The 18,743-nt window shown below is 71.1% G+C and carries 16 protein-coding genes; 2 read left to right on the top strand and 14 right to left on the bottom strand.

The genetic code is table 11. The annotated features are described in order from the left end of the window. Nucleotide 1 precedes the first annotated feature (1 nt). Nucleotides 2-574, top strand: a complete 573-nt coding sequence (locus tag FB557_RS08240) for an Rv3235 family protein (protein WP_144857152.1) — start codon at nt 2-4, stop codon at nt 572-574. 21 nt (nt 575-595) lie between these two features. Here the strand turns inward: FB557_RS08240 and secA are convergent, their stop codons facing one another. After that, nucleotides 596-3,394, bottom strand: coding sequence for a preprotein translocase subunit SecA (gene secA / locus FB557_RS08235; RefSeq protein ID WP_144857151.1), 2,799 nt, complete (start codon nt 3,392-3,394; stop codon nt 596-598). A 180-nt stretch (nt 3,395-3,574) separates the two neighbouring features. Between secA and FB557_RS08230 the strand changes: the two genes are divergently transcribed. Continuing rightward, the gene (locus FB557_RS08230; protein ID WP_246074600.1) at nt 3,575-4,711 is read left to right on the top strand and encodes a GNAT family N-acetyltransferase; all 1,137 of its coding nucleotides are present in this window, start codon (nt 3,575-3,577) and stop codon (nt 4,709-4,711) included. On the opposite strand, the gene FB557_RS08225 is transcribed toward FB557_RS08230, so the two are convergent. The 13 genes from FB557_RS08225 to FB557_RS08165 all read right to left on the bottom strand — a co-directional run bounded on the left by FB557_RS08225 (nt 4,684) and on the right by FB557_RS08165 (nt 18,723). Next, nucleotides 4,684-5,916 (bottom strand): winged helix-turn-helix domain-containing protein, encoded by a 1,233-nt coding sequence (locus FB557_RS08225; protein WP_144857150.1) that lies wholly within the window; start codon nt 5,914-5,916, stop codon nt 4,684-4,686. The genes FB557_RS08230 and FB557_RS08225 overlap by 28 nt on opposite strands. Next, nucleotides 5,913-6,506 carry a response regulator transcription factor gene (locus FB557_RS08220; RefSeq protein WP_170236246.1) on the bottom strand — a complete coding sequence of 198 codons (594 nt, stop codon included), beginning with the start codon at nt 6,504-6,506 and terminating at the stop codon, nt 5,913-5,915. Before FB557_RS08220 ends, FB557_RS08225 begins: the two co-directional genes overlap by 4 nt. A 122-nt stretch (nt 6,507-6,628) precedes the next feature. Continuing rightward, nucleotides 6,629-7,270: a ribosome hibernation-promoting factor, HPF/YfiA family gene (hpf, locus tag FB557_RS08215; RefSeq protein ID WP_144857148.1), complete on the bottom strand. Its 642-nt coding sequence runs from the start codon at nt 7,268-7,270 to the stop codon at nt 6,629-6,631. A gap of 194 nt (nt 7,271-7,464) precedes the next feature. Beyond that, entirely contained in the window at nt 7,465-8,094 is a 630-nt protein-coding gene (locus FB557_RS08210) for a ComF family protein (protein ID WP_170236245.1), read from the bottom strand. A 214-nt stretch (nt 8,095-8,308) separates the two neighbouring features. Beyond that, entirely contained in the window at nt 8,309-10,087 is a 1,779-nt protein-coding gene (locus FB557_RS08205; protein ID WP_144857146.1) for an LpqB family beta-propeller domain-containing protein, read from the bottom strand. Next, nucleotides 10,084-11,799, bottom strand: coding sequence for an MtrAB system histidine kinase MtrB (mtrB, locus tag FB557_RS08200; protein ID WP_144857145.1), 1,716 nt, complete (start codon nt 11,797-11,799; stop codon nt 10,084-10,086). Before mtrB ends, FB557_RS08205 begins: the two co-directional genes overlap by 4 nt. A gap of 1 nt (nt 11,800) precedes the next feature. Next, the gene (gene mtrA / locus FB557_RS08195) at nt 11,801-12,478 is read right to left on the bottom strand and encodes an MtrAB system response regulator MtrA (RefSeq protein ID WP_144857144.1); all 678 of its coding nucleotides are present in this window, start codon (nt 12,476-12,478) and stop codon (nt 11,801-11,803) included. A 119-nt stretch (nt 12,479-12,597) separates the two neighbouring features. Continuing rightward, entirely contained in the window at nt 12,598-14,040 is a 1,443-nt protein-coding gene (gene ahcY, locus FB557_RS08190) for an adenosylhomocysteinase (RefSeq protein ID WP_144856119.1), read from the bottom strand. 106 nt (nt 14,041-14,146) lie between these two features. After that, nucleotides 14,147-15,130, bottom strand: coding sequence for a DUF808 domain-containing protein (locus FB557_RS08185; protein ID WP_144856121.1), 984 nt, complete (start codon nt 15,128-15,130; stop codon nt 14,147-14,149). 76 nt (nt 15,131-15,206) lie between these two features. After that, complete coding sequence (locus FB557_RS08180; protein WP_144856123.1) at nt 15,207-16,625, bottom strand: mycothione reductase; 1,419 nt, start codon at nt 16,623-16,625, stop codon at nt 15,207-15,209. A 14-nt stretch (nt 16,626-16,639) separates the two neighbouring features. Continuing rightward, complete coding sequence (locus FB557_RS08175) at nt 16,640-16,828, bottom strand: Trm112 family protein (RefSeq protein ID WP_144856125.1); 189 nt, start codon at nt 16,826-16,828, stop codon at nt 16,640-16,642. Between the two features lie 70 nt (nt 16,829-16,898). Beyond that, nucleotides 16,899-18,329 (bottom strand): phosphomannomutase/phosphoglucomutase, encoded by a 1,431-nt coding sequence (locus tag FB557_RS08170; RefSeq protein ID WP_144856127.1) that lies wholly within the window; start codon nt 18,327-18,329, stop codon nt 16,899-16,901. A 22-nt stretch (nt 18,330-18,351) separates the two neighbouring features. Continuing rightward, a complete protein-coding gene (locus FB557_RS08165) occupies nt 18,352-18,723 on the bottom strand; it encodes a DUF3499 domain-containing protein (protein WP_144856129.1) in 372 nt (123 codons plus the stop codon). Nucleotides 18,724-18,743 lie beyond the last annotated feature (20 nt).

The following is an 18,743-nucleotide window of genomic DNA, read 5'->3' as shown; positions in this document are numbered from 1 at the left end:
GATGACAGCCCTTGCCCTGGCGTCCCACGCCCTCTCCGCATCGACCCCACCCATCCACATCGCGCCCGCACCCTCTCCCCGACCGGCCGGCGTGCCGCTGCCGACCAGCGCTCAGCACGCGATCGCACCACCGCTTGGATCGCCGTACGTCCAGGACCTCCTCGCCGTCGACTTCGCCGCCGCCTCGAACGAGGACATCTTCGGCCCCCAACCCACCTGCGCCGAGCAGCTCCCGGACGCCGCTCGGTGGGCAGCCCACGTCGGCCAGGCGCTCGTCGAGGTGATGCGAGGGTCTCGTACGGCGACCCAGGTGCTGCGGTGGACCTCTCCGGAGGTCTACACCGCCGTGGCCCGACGAGCCGCTGCGCAGAGTCGGCGCGCGACCCGGGTCCACCGGGGCGGCTCGGACACCGCACGACGGGTCCAGGTCCGGACCAGCCAGGTGAGCCTGCCCCGAGAGGACGTCGCCGAGGCCAGCCTGGTGCTCCTCGACGGCCAGCGGGTCAGGGCCCTCGCCCTTCGCCTCGAGGGCCGGGACGGACGGTGGGTGGTCACCGCGCTGCAGATCGGCTGACCCGCCCCGCGACAGGCGCGGTCAGCGCTGCTTCTTGGCCGCTTTCTTGCGGGCCTTCTTCGCGGCTCGCCGCTGGGCGCGTGAGCCGCCGCCGGCTCCCCCTTCGTCGTGCTCCTCGACCTCTCCGGTCTCGGACGGCGCCGAGTAGTGCAGGCTCCGCTCGCGCGGCTCGTCCTCGAGACCCTTGGCCCGGATCGTCGCCTCATCCGAGGACTCGCCGGCCTGGCCTGCACCACCCTGCCCGAGGAGCTCGTCGACCGTCTTCGGGGTCGTCGCCGAGGCGGGGGCGCGGTCGACCTCGACCTCGGCGTTGAAGAGGTAGCCCACGCTCTCTTCCTTGATCGCGTCGTTCATCGCCTCGAAGAGCTGGAAGCCCTCGCGCTGGTACTCCACGAGCGGATCGCGCTGGGCCATGGCGCGCAGGCCGATGCCCTCCTTGAGGTAGTCCATCTCGTAGAGGTGCTCACGCCACTTGCGGTCCAGCACCGAGAGCACCACCCGACGCTCCAGCTGCCGGGCCACCGGCTCGGTCAGCTCCTGCTCGCGGCGGTCATAAGCCTCGTGGATGTCGGTGACCACCTCTTCGCGGAGGTTGTCCGCGCTCAGCTTGGCCCGACCGCCGGCCTCTTCGATGAGCGCGTCCTTGGTCAGGCCCATCGGGTACACGCTTCCAAGCGCGGTGAAGAGACGGTCCAGGTCCCAGTCCTCGCTGAAGCCGGCTGAGGTCTCCGCGGCGACGTAACCGCCCACGACATCGGTCATGAAGTGGCGGACCTGCTCCTCGAGGTCCTCCCCCTCGAGCACGCGGCGGCGCTCGTCGTAGACGACGGTGCGCTGGCGGTTGAGCACGTCGTCGTACTTGAGCACGTTCTTGCGGGTCTCGAAGTTCTGCCCCTCGAGCTGGCTCTGCGCCGACTCGATCGAGCGGCTGAGCAGCTTGCCCTCGATCGGGGTGTCGTCGTCGAGCTTGGCGGTGGCCATCACCCGGTCGACGAAGCCGGCGTTGAAGAGCCGCATGAGCGAGTCCTCGAGGGAGAGGTAGAAGCGCGACTCACCCGGGTCGCCCTGACGCCCGGACCGTCCGCGCAGCTGGTTGTCGATGCGACGCGACTCGTGACGCTCGGTGCCCAGGACGTAGAGCCCGCCGAGCTCGGTGACCTCCTCGTGCTCGGCCTGCACCTCCTTCTCCGCCTGGGCGAGCGCCTCGTCCCACGCCTGCTCGTACTCCTCCGGCGTCTCCTCGGGGTCCAGACCCCGCCGGCGCAGCTCGGCGACGGCGCGAAACTCGGGGTTGCCGCCGAGCATGATGTCGGTCCCTCGACCGGCCATGTTCGTGGCCACGGTGACCGCGCCCTTGCGTCCCGCCTCGGCGACGATCGCGGCCTCCCGCTCGTGGTGCTTGGCGTTGAGCACCTCGTGCTTGACCCCGCTCTTGCGCAGCTCCGCGGAGAGGTACTCGCTCTTCTCCACGCTCGTCGTGCCGACCAGCACCGGCTGCCCCTTACGGTGGCGCTCAGCGATGTCGTCGACGACCGCGCGGAACTTCGCCGCCTCGGTCCGGTACACCAGGTCGGCCTGGTCCATGCGGATCATCGGCCGGTTCGTGCGGATCGGCACGACGCCCAGGCCGTAGATCGAGTTCAGCTCGGCCGCCTCGGTCTGCGCGGTACCGGTCATGCCGGAGAGCGTGTCGTAGAGACGGAAGTAGTTCTGCAAGGTGATCGTGGCCAGGGTCTGGTTCTCGTTCTTGATCTCCACCCCTTCCTTGGCCTCGATCGCCTGGTGCATCCCCTCGTTGTAGCGGCGGCCCTTGAGGATGCGACCGGTGTGCTCGTCGACGATGAGGACCTCGCCGTCCATGACGACGTAGTCCTTGTCGCGATGGAAGAGCTCCTTGGCCTTGATCGCGTTGTTGAGATAGCCGATGAGCGGGGTGTTCACGCTCTCGTAGAGGTTGTCGATGCCCAGGGCGTCCTCGATCTTCTCGATCCCTGGCTCGAGCACGCCGACGGTGCGCTTCTTCTCGTCGACCTCGTAGTCCCCGGTCGCGGCGATCCCGCGCAGCTGGTCGGCGGGGGTCCCCTTCTCCAGGCGGGTGACGAGCTTGGCGAACTCGGTGTACCACTTCGTCGGCTGGTCGGCCGGGCCGGAGATGATGAGCGGGGTCCGCGCCTCGTCGATGAGGATCGAGTCGACCTCGTCGACGATGCAGAAGTTGTGCCCGCGCTGGACCAGATCATCGGTGCTCCAGGCCATGTTGTCGCGCAGGTAGTCGAAGCCGAACTCGTTGTTCGTCCCGTAGGTGATGTCCTTGGCGTACTCGGCGCGCCGCTGCTCCGGGGTCATGTTCGCGAGGATGCAGCCGGTCTCCAGCCCGAGGGCTCGGTGCACGCGGCCCATGAGCTCGGCCTGGTACTCGGCAAGGTAGTCGTTGACCGTGATGACGTGCACGCCCTTGCCCTCGAGAGCGTTGAGGTAGCTCGGGAGGGTCGCGACGAGCGTCTTGCCCTCACCGGTCTTCATCTCGGCGACGTTGCCGAGGTGCAGCGCCGCCCCGCCCATGATCTGGACGTCGAAGTGCCGCTTGCCGATCGTGCGCCGGGACGCCTCCCGGACCGCGGCGAAGGCCTCGGGGAGGATGTCCTCGAGGGTCTCGCCCTTGCTCAGCCGCTCGCGGAAGGAGTCGGTCTCGGCCCGCAGCTCCTCGTCGGTGAGCTTCTCGAAGTCCTCCTCGACGGCGTTCACCTGGGCGGCGATACCCTCGAGCCGCTTGATGATTCGGCCCTCGCCGGCGCGCAGCAGCTTCTCGACGATCTTCACGGATGCATCTCTCCTGACGACGGCACGGGGAGCGGGGACCTGACCCGTGCCCGATGGACTGCGCGTCAGGTTAGTCCTTCCCGCTGAGCGAGCCCAACGGACCGCCGGCGAAGGGAGGGAGCTGGCCACGGCGAACAACTCGGTTGCCGCGACGACCGGGAGTGCCCGAAGGTGAGCTACGTGACCCACTACCCCGACGTCGTCCCCCGCCTGACCGACGGCACCGTCGTCCTGCGCGCCATGACCGAGGCGGATCTGCCCGCCTCCGTGGAGCAGAGCACCGACCCAGAGACGGTGCTGTGGACGACCGTCCCCTCCCCCTACAGCCTCGACGATGCTCGTGAGTACCTCGACGTCATCCGGCGTGGGTGGGAGGAGGGTGGCGACGCCGTCTTCGCCCTCGAGCTGGCGAACCCGGCTGACGGCGGTGACCCGGTCCCCTTCGCCGGTCTGCTCGACGTGAGGCGAAGGGGTACCGCGTCGTGGGAGGTCGGCTTCGCCACCCACCCGGCCGCGCGTGGGCGCGGTGTCATGACCGCGGCGCTCCGGCTGGCGGCGGCATGGGCATTCGAGGAGGGTGCCCCGAGCCTGTACTGGTACGCGGGCGTCGGCAACTGGGCCTCGTGGCGGGTGGCGTGGAGGGTCGGGATGACCTGGCACGGCACGCTGCCCCAGCGCATCGCTGGCCGGGACGGCCGGAGCGAGGACGCCTGGTGCGCATCGCTGCTGCCGGATCAGCCGATGGAGCCGCGAACTCCGTGGGTGGTGGCGCCCGTCCTCGAGGGCGAGCAGGTCCGGCTGCGGCCGTGGCGCGACGACGACGGGGAGGGTCTCGAACCACGCGACGACCCCGCGCACTGGATCCCCTCGACCGGGCCGTCGATGACGTCGGCCGACTTCCCGGCCTGGCTGGAGCGGCGACGCAGCGCGGTCGCCTCGGGCGCCGTCGTCGACTGGTGCATCGCCGACCGCGAGAGCGACCGGGCGCTCGGCGACCTCGACGTCTTCGTCCGCAATGGGACGCTGGACAGCAGCGACGTCGCCGAGATCGGGTACCAGCTCACGCCGAGCGCCCGCGGACGTGGGGTCGCTACCGAGGCTGCGCGCCTCGCGGTCTCTTACGCTGTGCGCCGGGTCGACGACGGAGGGCTGGGCATACGCCGCCTCGTCGCGGAGACCGCCGCGGACAACGAGGCAAGCAACACCGTGCTCCGGCGAGCGGGATTCGTCGTCTGGGGCCGCGAGCACTCGGTCGACCGGCTGCCCGACGGTTCGTACGCCGACGCTCTCTACTGGGAGCTTGTCGACGAGTCCTGACGAGGCCGTCCGGCGACCGCCGCGAGGGCGAGCCACCGCGCCATGTCGTGCAGCTCGGCCTCGAGCGCGGTCCGGTCGCTCGCGCCCCCCCGGCCCGGCTCCCACGTCAGCTGCTGGACCCGGAGCACCCCGGCCCCACGGTCCGCCTTGAGGTCGACCCGGCCGACCAGCCGGTCGCCGAGGAGGAAGGGCAGGACGTAGTAGCCGTGGACCCGTTTGGCGGAGGGGGTGTAGATCTCGATCCGGTAGCGGAAGTCGAAGAGCCGCTCGATCCGGGGCCGGCACCACACCATTGAGTCGAAGGGGGAGAGCAGCGCCGCCGCATCCACCGCGCGAGGCCTGCGGGCGCCCCGGTAGAGGTAGCCGGGATCGCGCCAGCCCTCGACCGTGACGATCTCGAGCTCTCCGGCCCTGGTGAGCCGGTCCAGTGCCGGGCCGGTCTGGTCCCGTCGGGTGCGGAAGTAGTCGGCCACGTCTGCCGCGCTCGCGACTCCCATCGCCCGGGTCGCGATCCGCGCGAGCTCGTCGTAGGCCTGCTCCGGTTCCGGCCACCGGGATCGGTCGGTCCAGACCTCGCGCAGCGAAGGGGGTGCGACGCGGCCCACGGGGGCGTACCGCCGCTCGAACTGGGCGGTCCTCCCTGCGGAGGCGATGCGTCCGGCCCAGAAGAGATGCTCGAGTGCGAGCTTGACCAGCGACCAGTTCCAGCCCCAGTCGGCACCGCGCTCGGCTCGTTCGTGCTCGAGGGCGACCTCGAGCTGGCGGGCGGTGCGGGGCGGACCCGACTCGACCTCGGCGAGGACGGTGCGCACGAGCTGTGGGTGATCGCGGGCGACGCGCTGCATCCCTCCCCACGAGCCGTCGACCGCGCGCCGCATGCGCGGGTGCTCCATGAGCGGCCAGGTCGAGGGCGGCATGAGGCTTGCCTCGTGCGCCCAGTACTCGACCATGCGCCGTGGGGAGCGGTCTCGGAGGCGGTCGAGCAGGCCGGTGTCATACGGTCCGAGCCGGGAGAAGAAGGGCAGGTAATGGCTGCGCGCGAGGACGTTGACGCTGTCGACCTGGACCAGCCCGACCGTGTCCAGCACCCGTAGGAGGTCCCGGGTGCCGACGTCCCGTCCGGGACGTGGGCGGGCCAGTCCTTGCGCCGCGATCGCGATCCGTCGCGCCGCGGCCGCGCGGAGTCGCGGCGTGGTGGCGGTCATGGCGCCTGCTCTCCCGCGGTCGAGGGCGGCTCGGGGCTCCAGCGGCGAAGGGCGAAGGTGGCGGCGGCGAGGCGGGTGGGCAGCTCGAGCTTCGAGAGCACCCCACGGACGTGGTTCTTCACCGTGTTCTCAGCGATAGCCATCCGCTGCGCGATCTCGGCGTTGCTCATCCCCCGCGCCAGCAGGGACAGCACCTCGAGCTCGCGTGCCGTCAGCAGACCCAACCGGTGCTCCGAGTCCTCGTGCTTCCGGTCTCGCACGGGGCCCGGCTCCGCGCACTCGGGAGAACGGTCGGCCGGGTCCAGCTGACGTCGCACCACCGACATCAGCTCCTCGGGCTCGCACTCTCGCCGGACACTCACGATGCCGCTGGCATCTGCGGCCGCTCGGGGGTCATGCCCGAGCACCACCACTGCAGGACGTGAGGGCAGCTGGGTGAGCGCGCCGAGGACCTCGCCGTCCCACCGCTGCAGCGACTCGCGGTCTGCGAGGACGACGTCGACCGAGCCGGGTGGCAGCTCGGCGACTCCGCGCGCCGAGCCGACCTCGGCGACGACCCGTGCTCCAGACGCCTCCAGAACTGCCCTCATGCCGAGCCGCATCACGATCGAGCGCGAGACCAGGGCCACGGACGGCGCTACCGCGCGGTCCTCGTCTGCCCCGACCCGGGTCGTGGTCGGGCCGGCGCCACGACCACGCCCGCGGTCGCTGCTCAGGCGCCGGTTCCGGTCGCCCCGATCGGCTCGGTCTCGAGGTGGATCACACCGTAGGACCAGCCGCGCCTGCGGTAGACCACGCTCGGCCGGTCGGTGTCCCGGTCGTGGAAGAGGTAGAAGTCGTGGCCGACGAGCTCCATCTCGCGCAGCGCGTCCTCGAGCGTCATCGGCTCGCTGCTGTGCACCTTCTCGCGCACCTCGATCGGCGAGTTTCCGACTGCGCCGAAGAGGTCCGGCGCGTCCTCGGCAGTAGCGCTGACCGGCACGGTGCTCTCGTCGGCCTGGGCCAGCGAGGCCGTCGCCTCGGCAACCGAGACCGGCGACTTGCGGCCGCGGTGGACCTTGCGCTTGTCGTGCGCTCGGCGCAGCCGCTCCATCAGCTTGTCTACGGCCAGGTCGACCGCCGACTGTCGGTCGTCGTGCCGCGCCTCGGCGCGGATGACCGGTCCCTTCGACCTGCAGGTGATCTCGACCCGCTCAGAGGTCTTCGCCTGCCGAGGGTTGGTCTCATGACTGACCAGGACCTCGACCCGCTGCACCCGTGGCTCGAGCACGGTGACCTTGTCCAGCTTCTCCGAGACGTACTCGCGCAAGCGGTCAGAGACGTTGACGTGGCGTCCGGTGACGACGATCTCCATCGATCCTCCTGAAGTGCTGATGTGGTGGGATGAGCGGCGCGCTAGGCCGTCGAGTGCGTCAGACACCTCCTCGTCGCCGGGGCGTGACCTGGGCCCGGCGAGGGCGCGTCGTCGTGGCAGGCGACGGCCCGCCGAGACGCGTCGAGCCCCCGTGTCGCGTGATGTCCGCGGACTCGGGGGCTCATGCAGCCACGCTACTCCCCCACCCAGGGTCGCGGGCGGGGTAGCCGCAGATCGCCCGAGGACACCGAGCGCAGACCGTATGGGGTCGCGAGCGCGGTCGCGGCGGCGACTGATCGCGCTCCGGCACTCCTCAGGGCACGCGCCGCTTCCGTGATCGTGCTGCCCGAGGTCACGACATCGTCGAGGACGACGCACCGAGCGTCCCGGACGACCGCCGCGCGCCTGGGGTCGACCCGCATCGCGCCGGCGAGGTTCGCCAACCGCCCGGACCGGTCCAGGGCTGCCTGGTCCGCCACCCGGCGCCCCAGCCGCACGTCGACGAGGCGGGCCTCCCCCTTCGCCAGCCCCAGCAGTGCGCTCGCCGCGAGGGCGCGCGCCGGGTCGTCTCCGCGGCGTCGCCGGGCGGCGGCCGAGGACGGGACGGGCACGACGACGAGCTCACCTCGGACGGCCCCTTCGGCAAGCTCTGGGTGGTCGATGAGCAGGGCGTCCAGGGCGGAGCCCAGCAGGCCCGCGAGGACGGGCCGCACGTCCCGGCGGTCTCCGTCCTTGTATGCCCGCAGGACCGCTGCGGCCGCCGTCTCGTAGCTACCGCCGGCCCAGCACGGCGGCCAGTGCGGTGGGGCGGGGTGCGGGACCACGCGGCGCGGGGCGGGCCGGCACCTCGCCGCGCACTCGGGGCAGAGAGCCGAACCGCTCCTCGAGCACCCCGCACAGGAGGCAGGCAGGACCAGGTCGACCACAGCCTGCACCGTCCTTCCCACCGGCTCAGCCTGGATCGGCCGTGGCCGAGCAGTCACGTCGACGGGTCGGGATGTGGACCGCCTGTGCTCCGGACCCGGCCTGTGGAGAAGCTCAGGCCCCCGGGACGAAGACGGCGCCCTCGAAGGGCAGGGGCCGCCAGCTGGCCCCGGTCCGCGTCATCGCCGACTTCTCGCCACGCACCACGAGCAGGTCGCGCTCGCCCCCGGTGGTCATCACCCAGCGCGCGTCGGCCACGGGCAGCAGCGAGCTCACCTGACCGCCGACCTCGACCACGAAGGGGCGCAGCTCGGCGTCGGACTCCCGCTGCCCCAGGACCGCCAGCGCCGTCGCGGAGATCCACGCGACGTCTCGCACGCGCACCAGGCTGCCGCCCACCGGCAGGGCACCGGTGGATGTCCCCTCCGGCAGACCGTTGGGGGCTCGGACCACTCCGCTGACGTAGATCGCGGCCTTCTTGCTGGTCCCGGCGACGACGGCGACCCGGGCCCGCTCCGGGCTGATCGCCACCGCGCGCACCGGGTCGCGGCCCAGCCAGGAGACGGGGACCAGCGCGGGTCGGGCCGCCGGGTCGTCCGGCGGCACCGCGGTGTTGATCGCCCAGAGCTGACCCTCGCCCGAGACCAGGTCGCGCCCCCCGATCCAGAGCACCCCGGAGGAGTCGTACGCAGCCTTGGTCAGCGCGTCGGCGAACTGCGGGACGGGGATGGACGACCCGTCGTCGCGCCACCGGACGAGCTCGGTCCCGCTCGTGCGCACGCCCGCGACCTCCTTGCCGTCCTCGGTGACCGCGAGCGCGGACCAGGCCTTCGGCACCTCGGCGAAGGGGGTGCCCCGCTCGCTCAGGTCGTCCTGGGACAGGAAGGCCAGCTCTCGCTCCGGGACGGGCACGACCCGCTGGCCGTCCCTGACGACCGCGGACTGGGCGCCGCCCGGCTCGGTCGAGACGAAGCCGAGCTGGGCCGCGCTGCGCAGCGGTGGGTCTACCCCCGGGATGTCGAGTGTCGTCCCGGTGACGGTGAGCACCACCTGGGTCACCTGGGGCAGCTGCATGAGGGTCTCGACGACCTGGGCCGCGAAGACGGTGCGGGTCGTGGTGTCCGAGGACAGCCCCGCCTTGAGGTCGACCTGGGCCACCCCGTCGACGACGGGTACGGCGTCGACCGTCAGCTCGGCCCGCTCGTCGGTCCGGACCGCGCCGCGCAGGTACTCCGGGACCTCCGCGAGCTGGGCCCGGATGAGGCGGGTCGCCTGCTGGTCCGCAGGGATCCACCGCAGGTCCGGCACCAGCCGGTTGGACCCGGTCGCGGTGTAGTGAACCGCGTACGGCTGGTACATCGCCGCCACGAGATGCGGTGGCAGGAGGCGTCCGAAGTCGTCCGGCAGGGCGGAGATCCGAGGCTCGCCCCCTTCGCTCTCGACGCCCACGATCACGGTCGCGTCCTCGTCCGCAGGCGACAGGGAGAACCGGCCGGACGGGTCGATCCGCGCCGCGACGGGAGCCTCCAGCCGGTACCCGTCACCGTCGCGGCGCAGGGTCAGGTCGCCCGAGCCCTGCACGAGCGTCTGCCGCTCGTCCGGGCGCCAGGCGCGGCTGGCGTCGTCGGTGAGGAAGCTGCGTGCGACCGAGAGGCCGGCCCCGGTCGCCGCGCCGGCGCGCAGGAAGCCGCGGACCACCTCGTCGGCGGTCATCCCGGGCCGCGGTCCCTCCGGGACGATCGGCTGGACCTCTTCCGGAGGTGCGTCGACGTCCAGACCCGGCGTGACGACGTCGTCGACGGGCAGACCGCACGCGCTCAGCGCCACCAGGCCGGCACCGGTGAGCAGCACCTCGCGACGGCCCACCTGGCCGCCCCCACTGCGGGCCGTCACGGCTCTCCCCGCAGCGCGGGGCGGTGGGGCCCCTCAGCCGATCCGGGGTCGTCCAGCATCTCTGTGGGAGTCAGCGGCAGGGCTGCGGTCGATATCCGCCCGCCCGCCGACCTCGGCAGGGTCAGGCGGAAGCGCGACCCGACCCCCGGCTCCCCCCACGCCTGCAGCCAGCCGTTGTGCAGCCGGGCGTCCTCCAAGGAGATCGCCAGCCCGAGGCCGGTCCCACCGGTGTTGCGTGCACGGGCGGGATCGGCCCTCCAGAAGCGGTTGAAGACCAGGCTCGCCTCGCCCGGTCGCAGGCCTACCCCACGGTCCTCGACGAGGACAGATACGGAGTGCTCGTTCTGCCCGACGTGGACCACGACCGGCTCACCCTCGCCGTGCTCCACCGCGTTGACGACGAGATTGCGCAGGATCCGCTCGATCCGGCGGGCGTCGACCTCGGCCACCGCTGTCGGGGTGGCCCGGACGACCCGCACGTCCGAGCCCCGCGCCGCGGCGAGCGGCGCGGTCGCAGCCACCACCTGGTCCACGATGGGTCCGAGGTCGGTCGCCTCGAGGTCGAGCACGGCGGCGCCGGCGTCGTGCCGGCTGATCTCCAGCAGGTCGCTCAGGAGCGCCTCGAACCGGTCGATCTCGGTGCTGAGCAGCTCGGCGGAGCGGGCGGTCACCGGGTCCATCTCGTGCCGGGAGGACATGAGGACGTCCGAGGCCATGGTGATCGTCGTCAGCGGTGTGCGCAGCTCGTGCGACACGTCGGAGACGAAGCGCTGCTGCACCCGCGAGAGGCCCTCGAGCTGGCGGATCTGTGCTTGCAGGCTGTCGGCCATGTCGTTGAAGGACTGACCCAGCTGGGCGAGGTCGTCCTCGCCGCGCGCGGACATCCGCTCGTTGAGGTGCCCGGAGGAGAGCCGCTCGGCGACCGCGGCGGCTCGGCGCACCGGTGCGACGACCTGGCGGGTGACGACGTAGGCGACGGCAGCGACGAGGAGCACGAGCGAGAGGGCACCGAGGAGGAAGGACCGGGAGATCGTGTCGAGGGTGCGCTCCTCCTGGTCCATGGGATAGATGAGGTAGACGTCGTAGGCGCCCGCGGACGGCACCGTGATCTGCGATCCCACGACCACGGCGGGCACCTCTTCGGCACTGCTGAGAGCCGACTCGGTGCCGCCGGAGTTCTCGTTGCGCTGCAGGTCGATCGTCGCCACCTGCTGCTTCGCCGGATCGGCGGCCACCGCCTGACGTAGCTCGTTGGGGATCTGGCTGAGCGTCACCCCGTCGAAGGCGGTGGTCACCTCCAGGGGCGGCAGCGGCTCGGGACTGGACTGGGACCGGGCAAGGAGGACATACCGCGACCGGTCGTTCGACGGAGGCTTGAGCGTGGTGTTGACGGTGTCCTGGACGACCGCGCTGATCTGGGAGATGTTCTCGGTCTGGTCGGTCTGGTCGAGGGTCTCCTGGGCCCGGTTGGTCAGCTGGCGCGACTGGATGGTCGCGATCTCGACGCGATCCTGGACCAGTCCGTCAGCGATGGAGCGGTACATCGCGATGCTGATGATGGAGACGGTGATCAGGCCGAGCAGCAGGGCCATGCTCACGACCCTGAGCTGCAAGGACCGCCGCCACAGCTGAGCGAGCCGGGTCACCAGCTGGGCCGGCCGCGACCGCCACGAGCTGCGCACCGAGCCGGAGGCGTCCGGCGGGGCGCTCATGTCAGGCCGGACCCGCCTTGTACCCGACACCGCGCACGGTCACGACGACCTGCGGGTTCTCCGGGTCCAGCTCGATCTTGCTCCGGAGGCGCTGGACATGGACGTTGACCAGCCGGGTGTCCCCCGCGTGACGGTAGCCCCACACCTGCTCGAGCAGCACCTCGCGGGAGAAGACCTGCCAGGGCTTGCGGGCCAGGGCGACGAGCAGGTCGAACTCCAGCGGGGTGAGCGAGAGCGCCTCGTCCCCGCGCTTGACGGAGTGCCCGGCCACGTCGATGACGAGGTCGCCGATCTCGAGACGCTCCGGCTCGGGGTCGTCACCGCGCCGGAGGCGAGCCCGGAGCCGGGCGATGAGCTCCTGGGGCTTGAACGGCTTGACGACGTAGTCGTCGGCACCGGACTCCAGACCGACGACGACGTCGACCGTGTCGGTGCGCGCGGTGAGCATAACGATGGGGACGACCGACTCCTGGCGGATCCGGCGGCAGATCTCGATCCCATCCATCCCCGGCAGCATGACGTCGAGGAGGACCAGGTCGGGGCGGACCTCGCGGAAGGTCTCCACCGCCTGGCTGCCGTCAGCGACGTGACTGACCTCGAGACCCTCCTTCTGCAGGACGATCCCGAGCATCTCGGCGAGAGCCTGGTCGTCGTCGACGACGAGGACACGTCCGTTCACGGGTCTTCTCTCCTCGCGGTTCAGGCGGTGTCGATCCTGGTCATCGTCGCACAAGGGGCGGGCCACCCATGGCAGCCCGCCCCGTGACCGGTGCGTCCGGAGGTCGTCCCGCCTGATCCTCAGTAGCGGTAGTGCTCCGGCTTGTACGGGCCCGCGACATCGACGCCGAGGTACTCGGCCTGGGCCTTGGTCAGCTCGGTCAGCTCGACGCCGAGAGCGTCCAGGTGCAGTCGGGCGACCTTCTCGTCGAGGTGCTTGGGCAGGGTGTAGACGGCGTTCTCGTAGTCACCGGTCTTGGTGAAGAGCTCGATCTGGGCGATCGTCTGGTTGGCGAAGGAGTTGCTCATGACGAAGCTCGGGTGGCCGGTCGCGTTGCCGAGGTTCATCAGCCGCCCCTCGGACAGGACGATGATCGAGCGGCCGTTCGGGAAGGTCCACTCGTGCACCTGCGGCTTGATCTCGGTCTTGATCACGCCCTCCGTGCGGGCGAGACCGGCCATGTCGAGCTCGTTGTCGAAGTGACCGATGTTGGCCACGATCGCCTTGTCCTTCATCCGCGCCATGTGCTCGGCGGTGATGACGTCGAAGCACCCGGTGGTCGTGACGAAGATGTCGCCCTCGTCGACCACGGACTCCAGCCGCGCCACCTGGTAGCCCTCCATCGCCGCCTGCAGCGCGCAGATCGGGTCGACCTCGGTGACGACCACGCGGGCACCCTGGCCGCGCAGCGACTCGGCGCAACCCTTGCCGACGTCGCCGTAGCCACAGACCACGGCCACCTTGCCGCCGATGAGGACGTCGGTGGCCCGGTTGAGCCCATCGACCAGGCTGTGCCGGCAGCCGTACTTGTTGTCGAACTTGGACTTGGTCACCGAGTCGTTGACGTTGATCGCGGGGAAGATCAGCTCACCGGCCTCGGCGAGCTGGTAGAGGCGGTGCACCCCGGTGGTGGTCTCCTCGGTGACCCCCTTGATCCGCTCGCTGATCGTGGTCCACTTCTGCGGGTCGGCCTCCATCCTCCGGCGCACGAGCGCCTTGAAGACACCGAACTCCTCGGAGTCGTCCTCGCTGTCCGGCGGGACCTGGCCGGCCTGCTCCCACTCGCGCCCCTTGAGCACGAGCATCGTCGCATCGCCGCCGTCGTCGAGGATCATGTTCGGACCCTGCTCGCCGTCCTCGGCGGGCCAGGTGAGGATCTGCTCCGTGCAGTCCCAGTACTCCTGCAGGCTCTCGCCCTTCCAGGCGAAGACCGGGACCCCCTTGGGGTCCTCCTCGGTGCCGGAGCCGACCACGACGGCCGCGGCGGCCTCGTCCTGGGTGGAGAAGATGTTGCAGCTCGCCCAGCGCACCTGCGCGCCGAGGGCGACGAGGGTCTCGATGAGGACCGCGGTCTGCACGGTCATGTGCAGCGAGCCGGCGATCTTCGCGCCGGCGAGCGGCTGGCTCTCCCCGAACTCCTCACGCAGGCTCATCAGGCCCGGCATCTCGTGCTCGGCGAGACGGATCTGGTGCCGGCCGGTGGCGGCCAGGCTGAGGTCGGCGACCTTGAAGTCGAAAGACAAGGGTGGTTCTCCTGAGTCGGTTCGGTGGGCCCGGCGCGCCCCGTCTGGGTCTCCTCGGTCATCACCGGCACCGGCCGCGGACCAGTCTAGAGGAGGGTCAGGTCGGTCAGTGCGAGCTCGCACCCTCGGCCCTGGCCTCGGCGCTCACCCCGTGCTTGTCCTTGCCGAAGGGGAGGACGTGCCAGATCGCGACGAGGACGGCGCCCCAGGCGAGGCCAAGGAGGAAGGAGAAGAAGGTGTTGGTCAGCCAGCCCAGCACCCCGCCGAGCGCACCGGTGGCCCCGGCGACCTGCTCCTCGAGGTGGTGCACCCACTCGTAGGGCTGCGGCAGCCAATGGGTCTCCTCGAGGCCGACGAGGATGATGTGCCCACCGACCCAGAGCATCGCGACGGTGCCGATGACGCCGATGGCGGCGAGCACCTTCGGCATCGCCTTGACCATCCCCTGACCGAGCGTCTCGGTCAACTCTTTCTGGGCGAGGTGCAGCCCGACGTCGTCCATCTTCACGATGAGCGCGACCACCCCGTAGACGGCCAGGGTGATGAGCACCGCGACCACGGCGAGGATGACCGCGCGCGAGACGAAACCCTCGTCGGCGACCTCCTTGAGCGCGATGATCATGATCTCGGCCGAGAGGATGAAGTCGGTGCGGATCGCGTTGGAGGTCACCTCGTCCTCCTGGGCCGATGCATCCCCCTTCGACGCGACCGGCTCGGCGTGCCCCTCGTCGTGCCCGGAGATCTTGCCCCAGATCTTCTCCGCACCCTCGAAGCACAGGTAGGAGCCGCCGAGCATGAGGATGGGGCTGATCAGCCCGGGCACGAACTGGCTGAGCAGCAGCGCCGCGGGCAGGATGAAGATCAGCTTGTTGCGGATGCTCCCGATCGCGATCTTCTTGATCATCGGCAGCTCGCGGCTGGGGTCGACCCCCTCGAGGTACTGCGGGGTGACCGCGGTGTCGTCGACGACGACGCCTGCCGACTTCGCGCTCGCACGTCCGGCAGCGGCGGCGACGTCGTCGACGCTCGCGGCCGCGAGGCGGGCCATCGCGGCGATGTCGTCGAGAAGCGCGAAGAGACCGCCGCTCACGAGCGGACCCTCACAGCAGAGGCGAAGAGGTCAGCAGGCACGGGTGCAGGTTACCGGCAGACGGCCGGCCCTGCGGTCAGCCCGGGGTGCCCGTGCTCTCGGTGACCGTCTCGGCGACCCTCATGTGCTCCAGCAGACCGAGGAGCGCGTTCTCCACCACCTCGGTCAGCGCGGGGTGGATCCAGTACTGGCCGCGGGCGACGTCGACCAGCGGCGTGCCCAGAGCCATCGCCTGGATGAGCGGCTGGATGAGCACCGAGGCCTCCGGGCCAATGAGGTGGGCACCGAGCAGGCTCGAGGTGGAGCGGTCGCCGACGAGGACGCACCGACTGGAGGTGTCCTCCATCGCCCAACCGTAGGCCGTCGAGCCGTACTCCTGGACGTGGGTGCACACGTCGTGACCGGCAGCCCTGGCCTGCTCGCTCGTCAGGCCCACGCTCGCGATCTGCGGGTGGCTGAAGACCGCTGCCGGCACGGCGTCGTGATCGAACGGGAGCAGGTCCTCCGGGTGCGCGAGGTTGTGGGCGACCACTCGGGCCTCGTGGTTGGCGACATGCTTGAGCATGTACGGCGAGCTCACGTCGCCCAGCGCCCAGACCCCCTCGGCGCTCGTCCGCCCGAACTCGTCGACGACGACGCTCCCGTCGTCGCCGACCTCGATCCCGGCCCGGTCGCAGTCCAGGCCGGGCGTGCTCGGCGCGCGGCCGGTGGCGACGAGGACCTCGTCGGCCCGCACCTGCGAGCCGTCGCTCAGCATGGCCGTGATCCCCCCTTCGTCCTGGCGAAGGGAGGTGACCTCGGCCCGGGTCCGAAGGTCCCACTGGCGGGCCGCGGCCTCGGTGAAGAGCTCGCTGACCAGCCCTTCGTTGCTCGTGAGCATCCGGGAGTCACGGACGACGACCGTGACCTCGCTGCCCAGCCCGGCGAAGACGTGAGACATCTCTGCGGCGATGAAGCCGCCGCCGACGACGAGCAGCCGGGCGGGCAGGTCCGGCAGGCGCATGATCGTGTCGGAGGTGTGGAAGCGCACCCCGGACTCGGCGATGACGGGCGGGATGACCGCGTGGGCACCGGCGGCGACGACGATGGTGTCGGCGGTGACCTCCACCTGCTCCCCGTCGACGTCGACGACCAGCGTCCGGGGGCCGGTGAACCGGGCGTGCCCGCGGTAGAGGGTGGTCTCCTCCCCCTCGCGCCGGTAGCGCTCGCCGTCAGCCGCGATCGGGTCGATCCGCCCGAAGATCCGGTCGCGGATCGCCGGCCAGTCGGCCCCCTCGAAGCGGGTGTCGATGCCGAGGCGGGCGTTGCTCCGGGCCTCGACGGCTCGGTCGGCGGGCAGGACGAACATCTTCGTCGGGATGCACCCGACGTTCAGGCAGGTCCCGCCGAAGTGCGGTCCGCCCTCGATGACGGCGATGTCCCGGTCGGCGAGCTCCTCGGTGACGAGGGAGTTGCCGGAGCCGGACCCGATGATGACGATGTCGTGATGAGGCACGGGCGCCGGTGCTCCTAACGGGTCGGGCGGGCTTCGTCGACGAGGAGCACGGGGATGCCGTCGTCGACGCGATAGGCCAGGGCACACTGCTCGCTCGTGCAGACCAGCTCCGGGCCGGCGGGGCCCTCATCGTCGCGCAGGGTCGCCCGGCACGCCGGGCAGCGGAGGATCTCCCGCAGCCACGGCTCGATCGCTGTGCTCATCTTTGTCTCTCCTTCGTCACGGGCGAAGGGGTGAGAGCTCACCCCTTCGTCGGCCGGGCCACCCGGTCCCTCAGCCGCGCACCTGCGCGAGGACGGCGTCACGGACCTGTTCCATCGTCTCAGCATCGGCCGCCTCGACGTTGAGCCGCAGCAGCGGCTCGGTGTTGCTCGGCCGGAGGTTGAACCACCACATCGGTCCGGCGTCCGGGCGGTGGGTGATCGTCATGCCGTCCAGCTCGTCGACGACCGCGTCCGGGTACCGGCCGGTGGCCCACTCCCGGACGCGGGCGGTCACGCCGGCGGCGTCGTCGACGGTCGAGTTGATCTCGCCGCTCGCGGCGTACCGGTCGTAGGGCGCCATGACCTGCGACAGGGGCGCCTCGCCCTCCCCCAGCGCGGCGAGCACATGCATGGCTGCCAGCATGCCGGTGTCGGCGAACCAGAAGTCGCGGAAGTAGTAGTGCGCGGAGTGCTCACCGCCGAAGACGGCGTCGCTCTCGCTCATGACCGCCTTGACGAAGGAGTGACCGACACGGGTCCGCACCGGGGTGGCACCGGCCTCGGCCACGATCTCGGGCACCGCGGCGGAGGTGATCGCGTTGTGCACGATCCGCACCTGCGCCGGCTCCCGCCCACGCTCGACCTCGCGGGCGATCTCACGGGTGGCGATCATTGCGGTGATTGCGCTGGCGCTGACCGGCTCGCCGCGCTCGTCGACGACGAAGCACCGGTCGGCGTCGCCGTCGAAGGCGATGCCGATGTCGGCTCCGGTCTCCCGCACGCGGGCCTGGAGGTCGACGAGGTTCTTCGGGTCGAGCGGGTTCGCCTCGTGGTTGGGGAAGGTGCCGTCGAGCTCGAAGTACATCTCGTCGATCTCGAGCGGCAGCGGCTCCAGCCCACCCGCGGCGCCCAGTACTGCGGGCACGGTCAGTCCGGCCATGCCGTTCGCGGCGTCGACGACGACCCGCAGGGGCCGGCTCGCCCTGAGGTCGACCAGCTCGCGCATGAAACGCGCGTACTCGCCCGTGAGGTCCCGGTCGCTGACCGAGCCGGGCTCACCCCCTTCGCCTGCGCCGCCCCGCTCGAGGTGAGCCTCGGCGATCTCTCTGATCCGACTCAGACCCGAGTCCTGACCGACCGGACGCGCACCGGCCCGGCAGAACTTGATGCCGTTGTACTGCGCCGGGTTGTGGCTGGCGGTAAACATCGCACCAGGAGCCCCGAGGAGGCCGCTGGCGAAATAGAGACCGTCGGTGCTCGCCAGCCCGATCCGCACGACGTCGACGCCCCGGGAGGTGATCCCCTCGGTCAGGGCCGAGACGAGCTCCGGCGACGAGGGACGCATGTCGTGGCCCACGACGACCGACGGAGCGCCCTCGGCCTCGGCCACCACCTGCGCGAAGGCAGCCCCGAGCGCACGGACGACGTCCGCGTCGAGCTGGTCCGGGACGAGCCCACGGACGTCATAGGCCTTGACGAAGGGAGAGAGGTCGACCTGCACGCGCTCAAGGGTAGTTGCCGGGTCAGCTGGGGTCCCGCAGGACCCGGAGGTGCCCGCGGCGACCCTCCTCGCGCACCCCGCTGGACTCCTCGTCCTCCCGGGAGACCGGCGCCGGTCGGCGGGCGTCGTCGGGGCGGCGACGGACGACCTCGGCGAGCGCCACAAGGTCGTCGTGCGAGCTCGGGGCGGGCGCGCCCCGGTCGAGCCGGACGACCTCCCAGCCGCGCGGGACGGTCAGCCGGTCGGCGTGGTCGTCGCACAGGTCGTAGGCGTGCGGCTCCGCGTAGGTGGCGAGCGGACCGAGGACGACCGTGGAGTCGGAGTAGACGTAGGTCAGAGTCGCCGACGCGCTGTGCGGGCAGGCCGCTCGGGAACACAGACGGGAGACACTCACGGCGGCCAGGTTAGTGGGGA

The sequence above is a fragment of the Marihabitans asiaticum genome (assembly GCF_007828725.1).
In the GTDB taxonomy this organism is placed as follows: Bacteria; Actinomycetota; Actinomycetes; order Actinomycetales; family Dermatophilaceae; genus Marihabitans; species Marihabitans asiaticum.
Note: the sequence above shows the minus strand (reverse complement) of the source record. Positions and strands in the feature narration are given on the sequence as shown.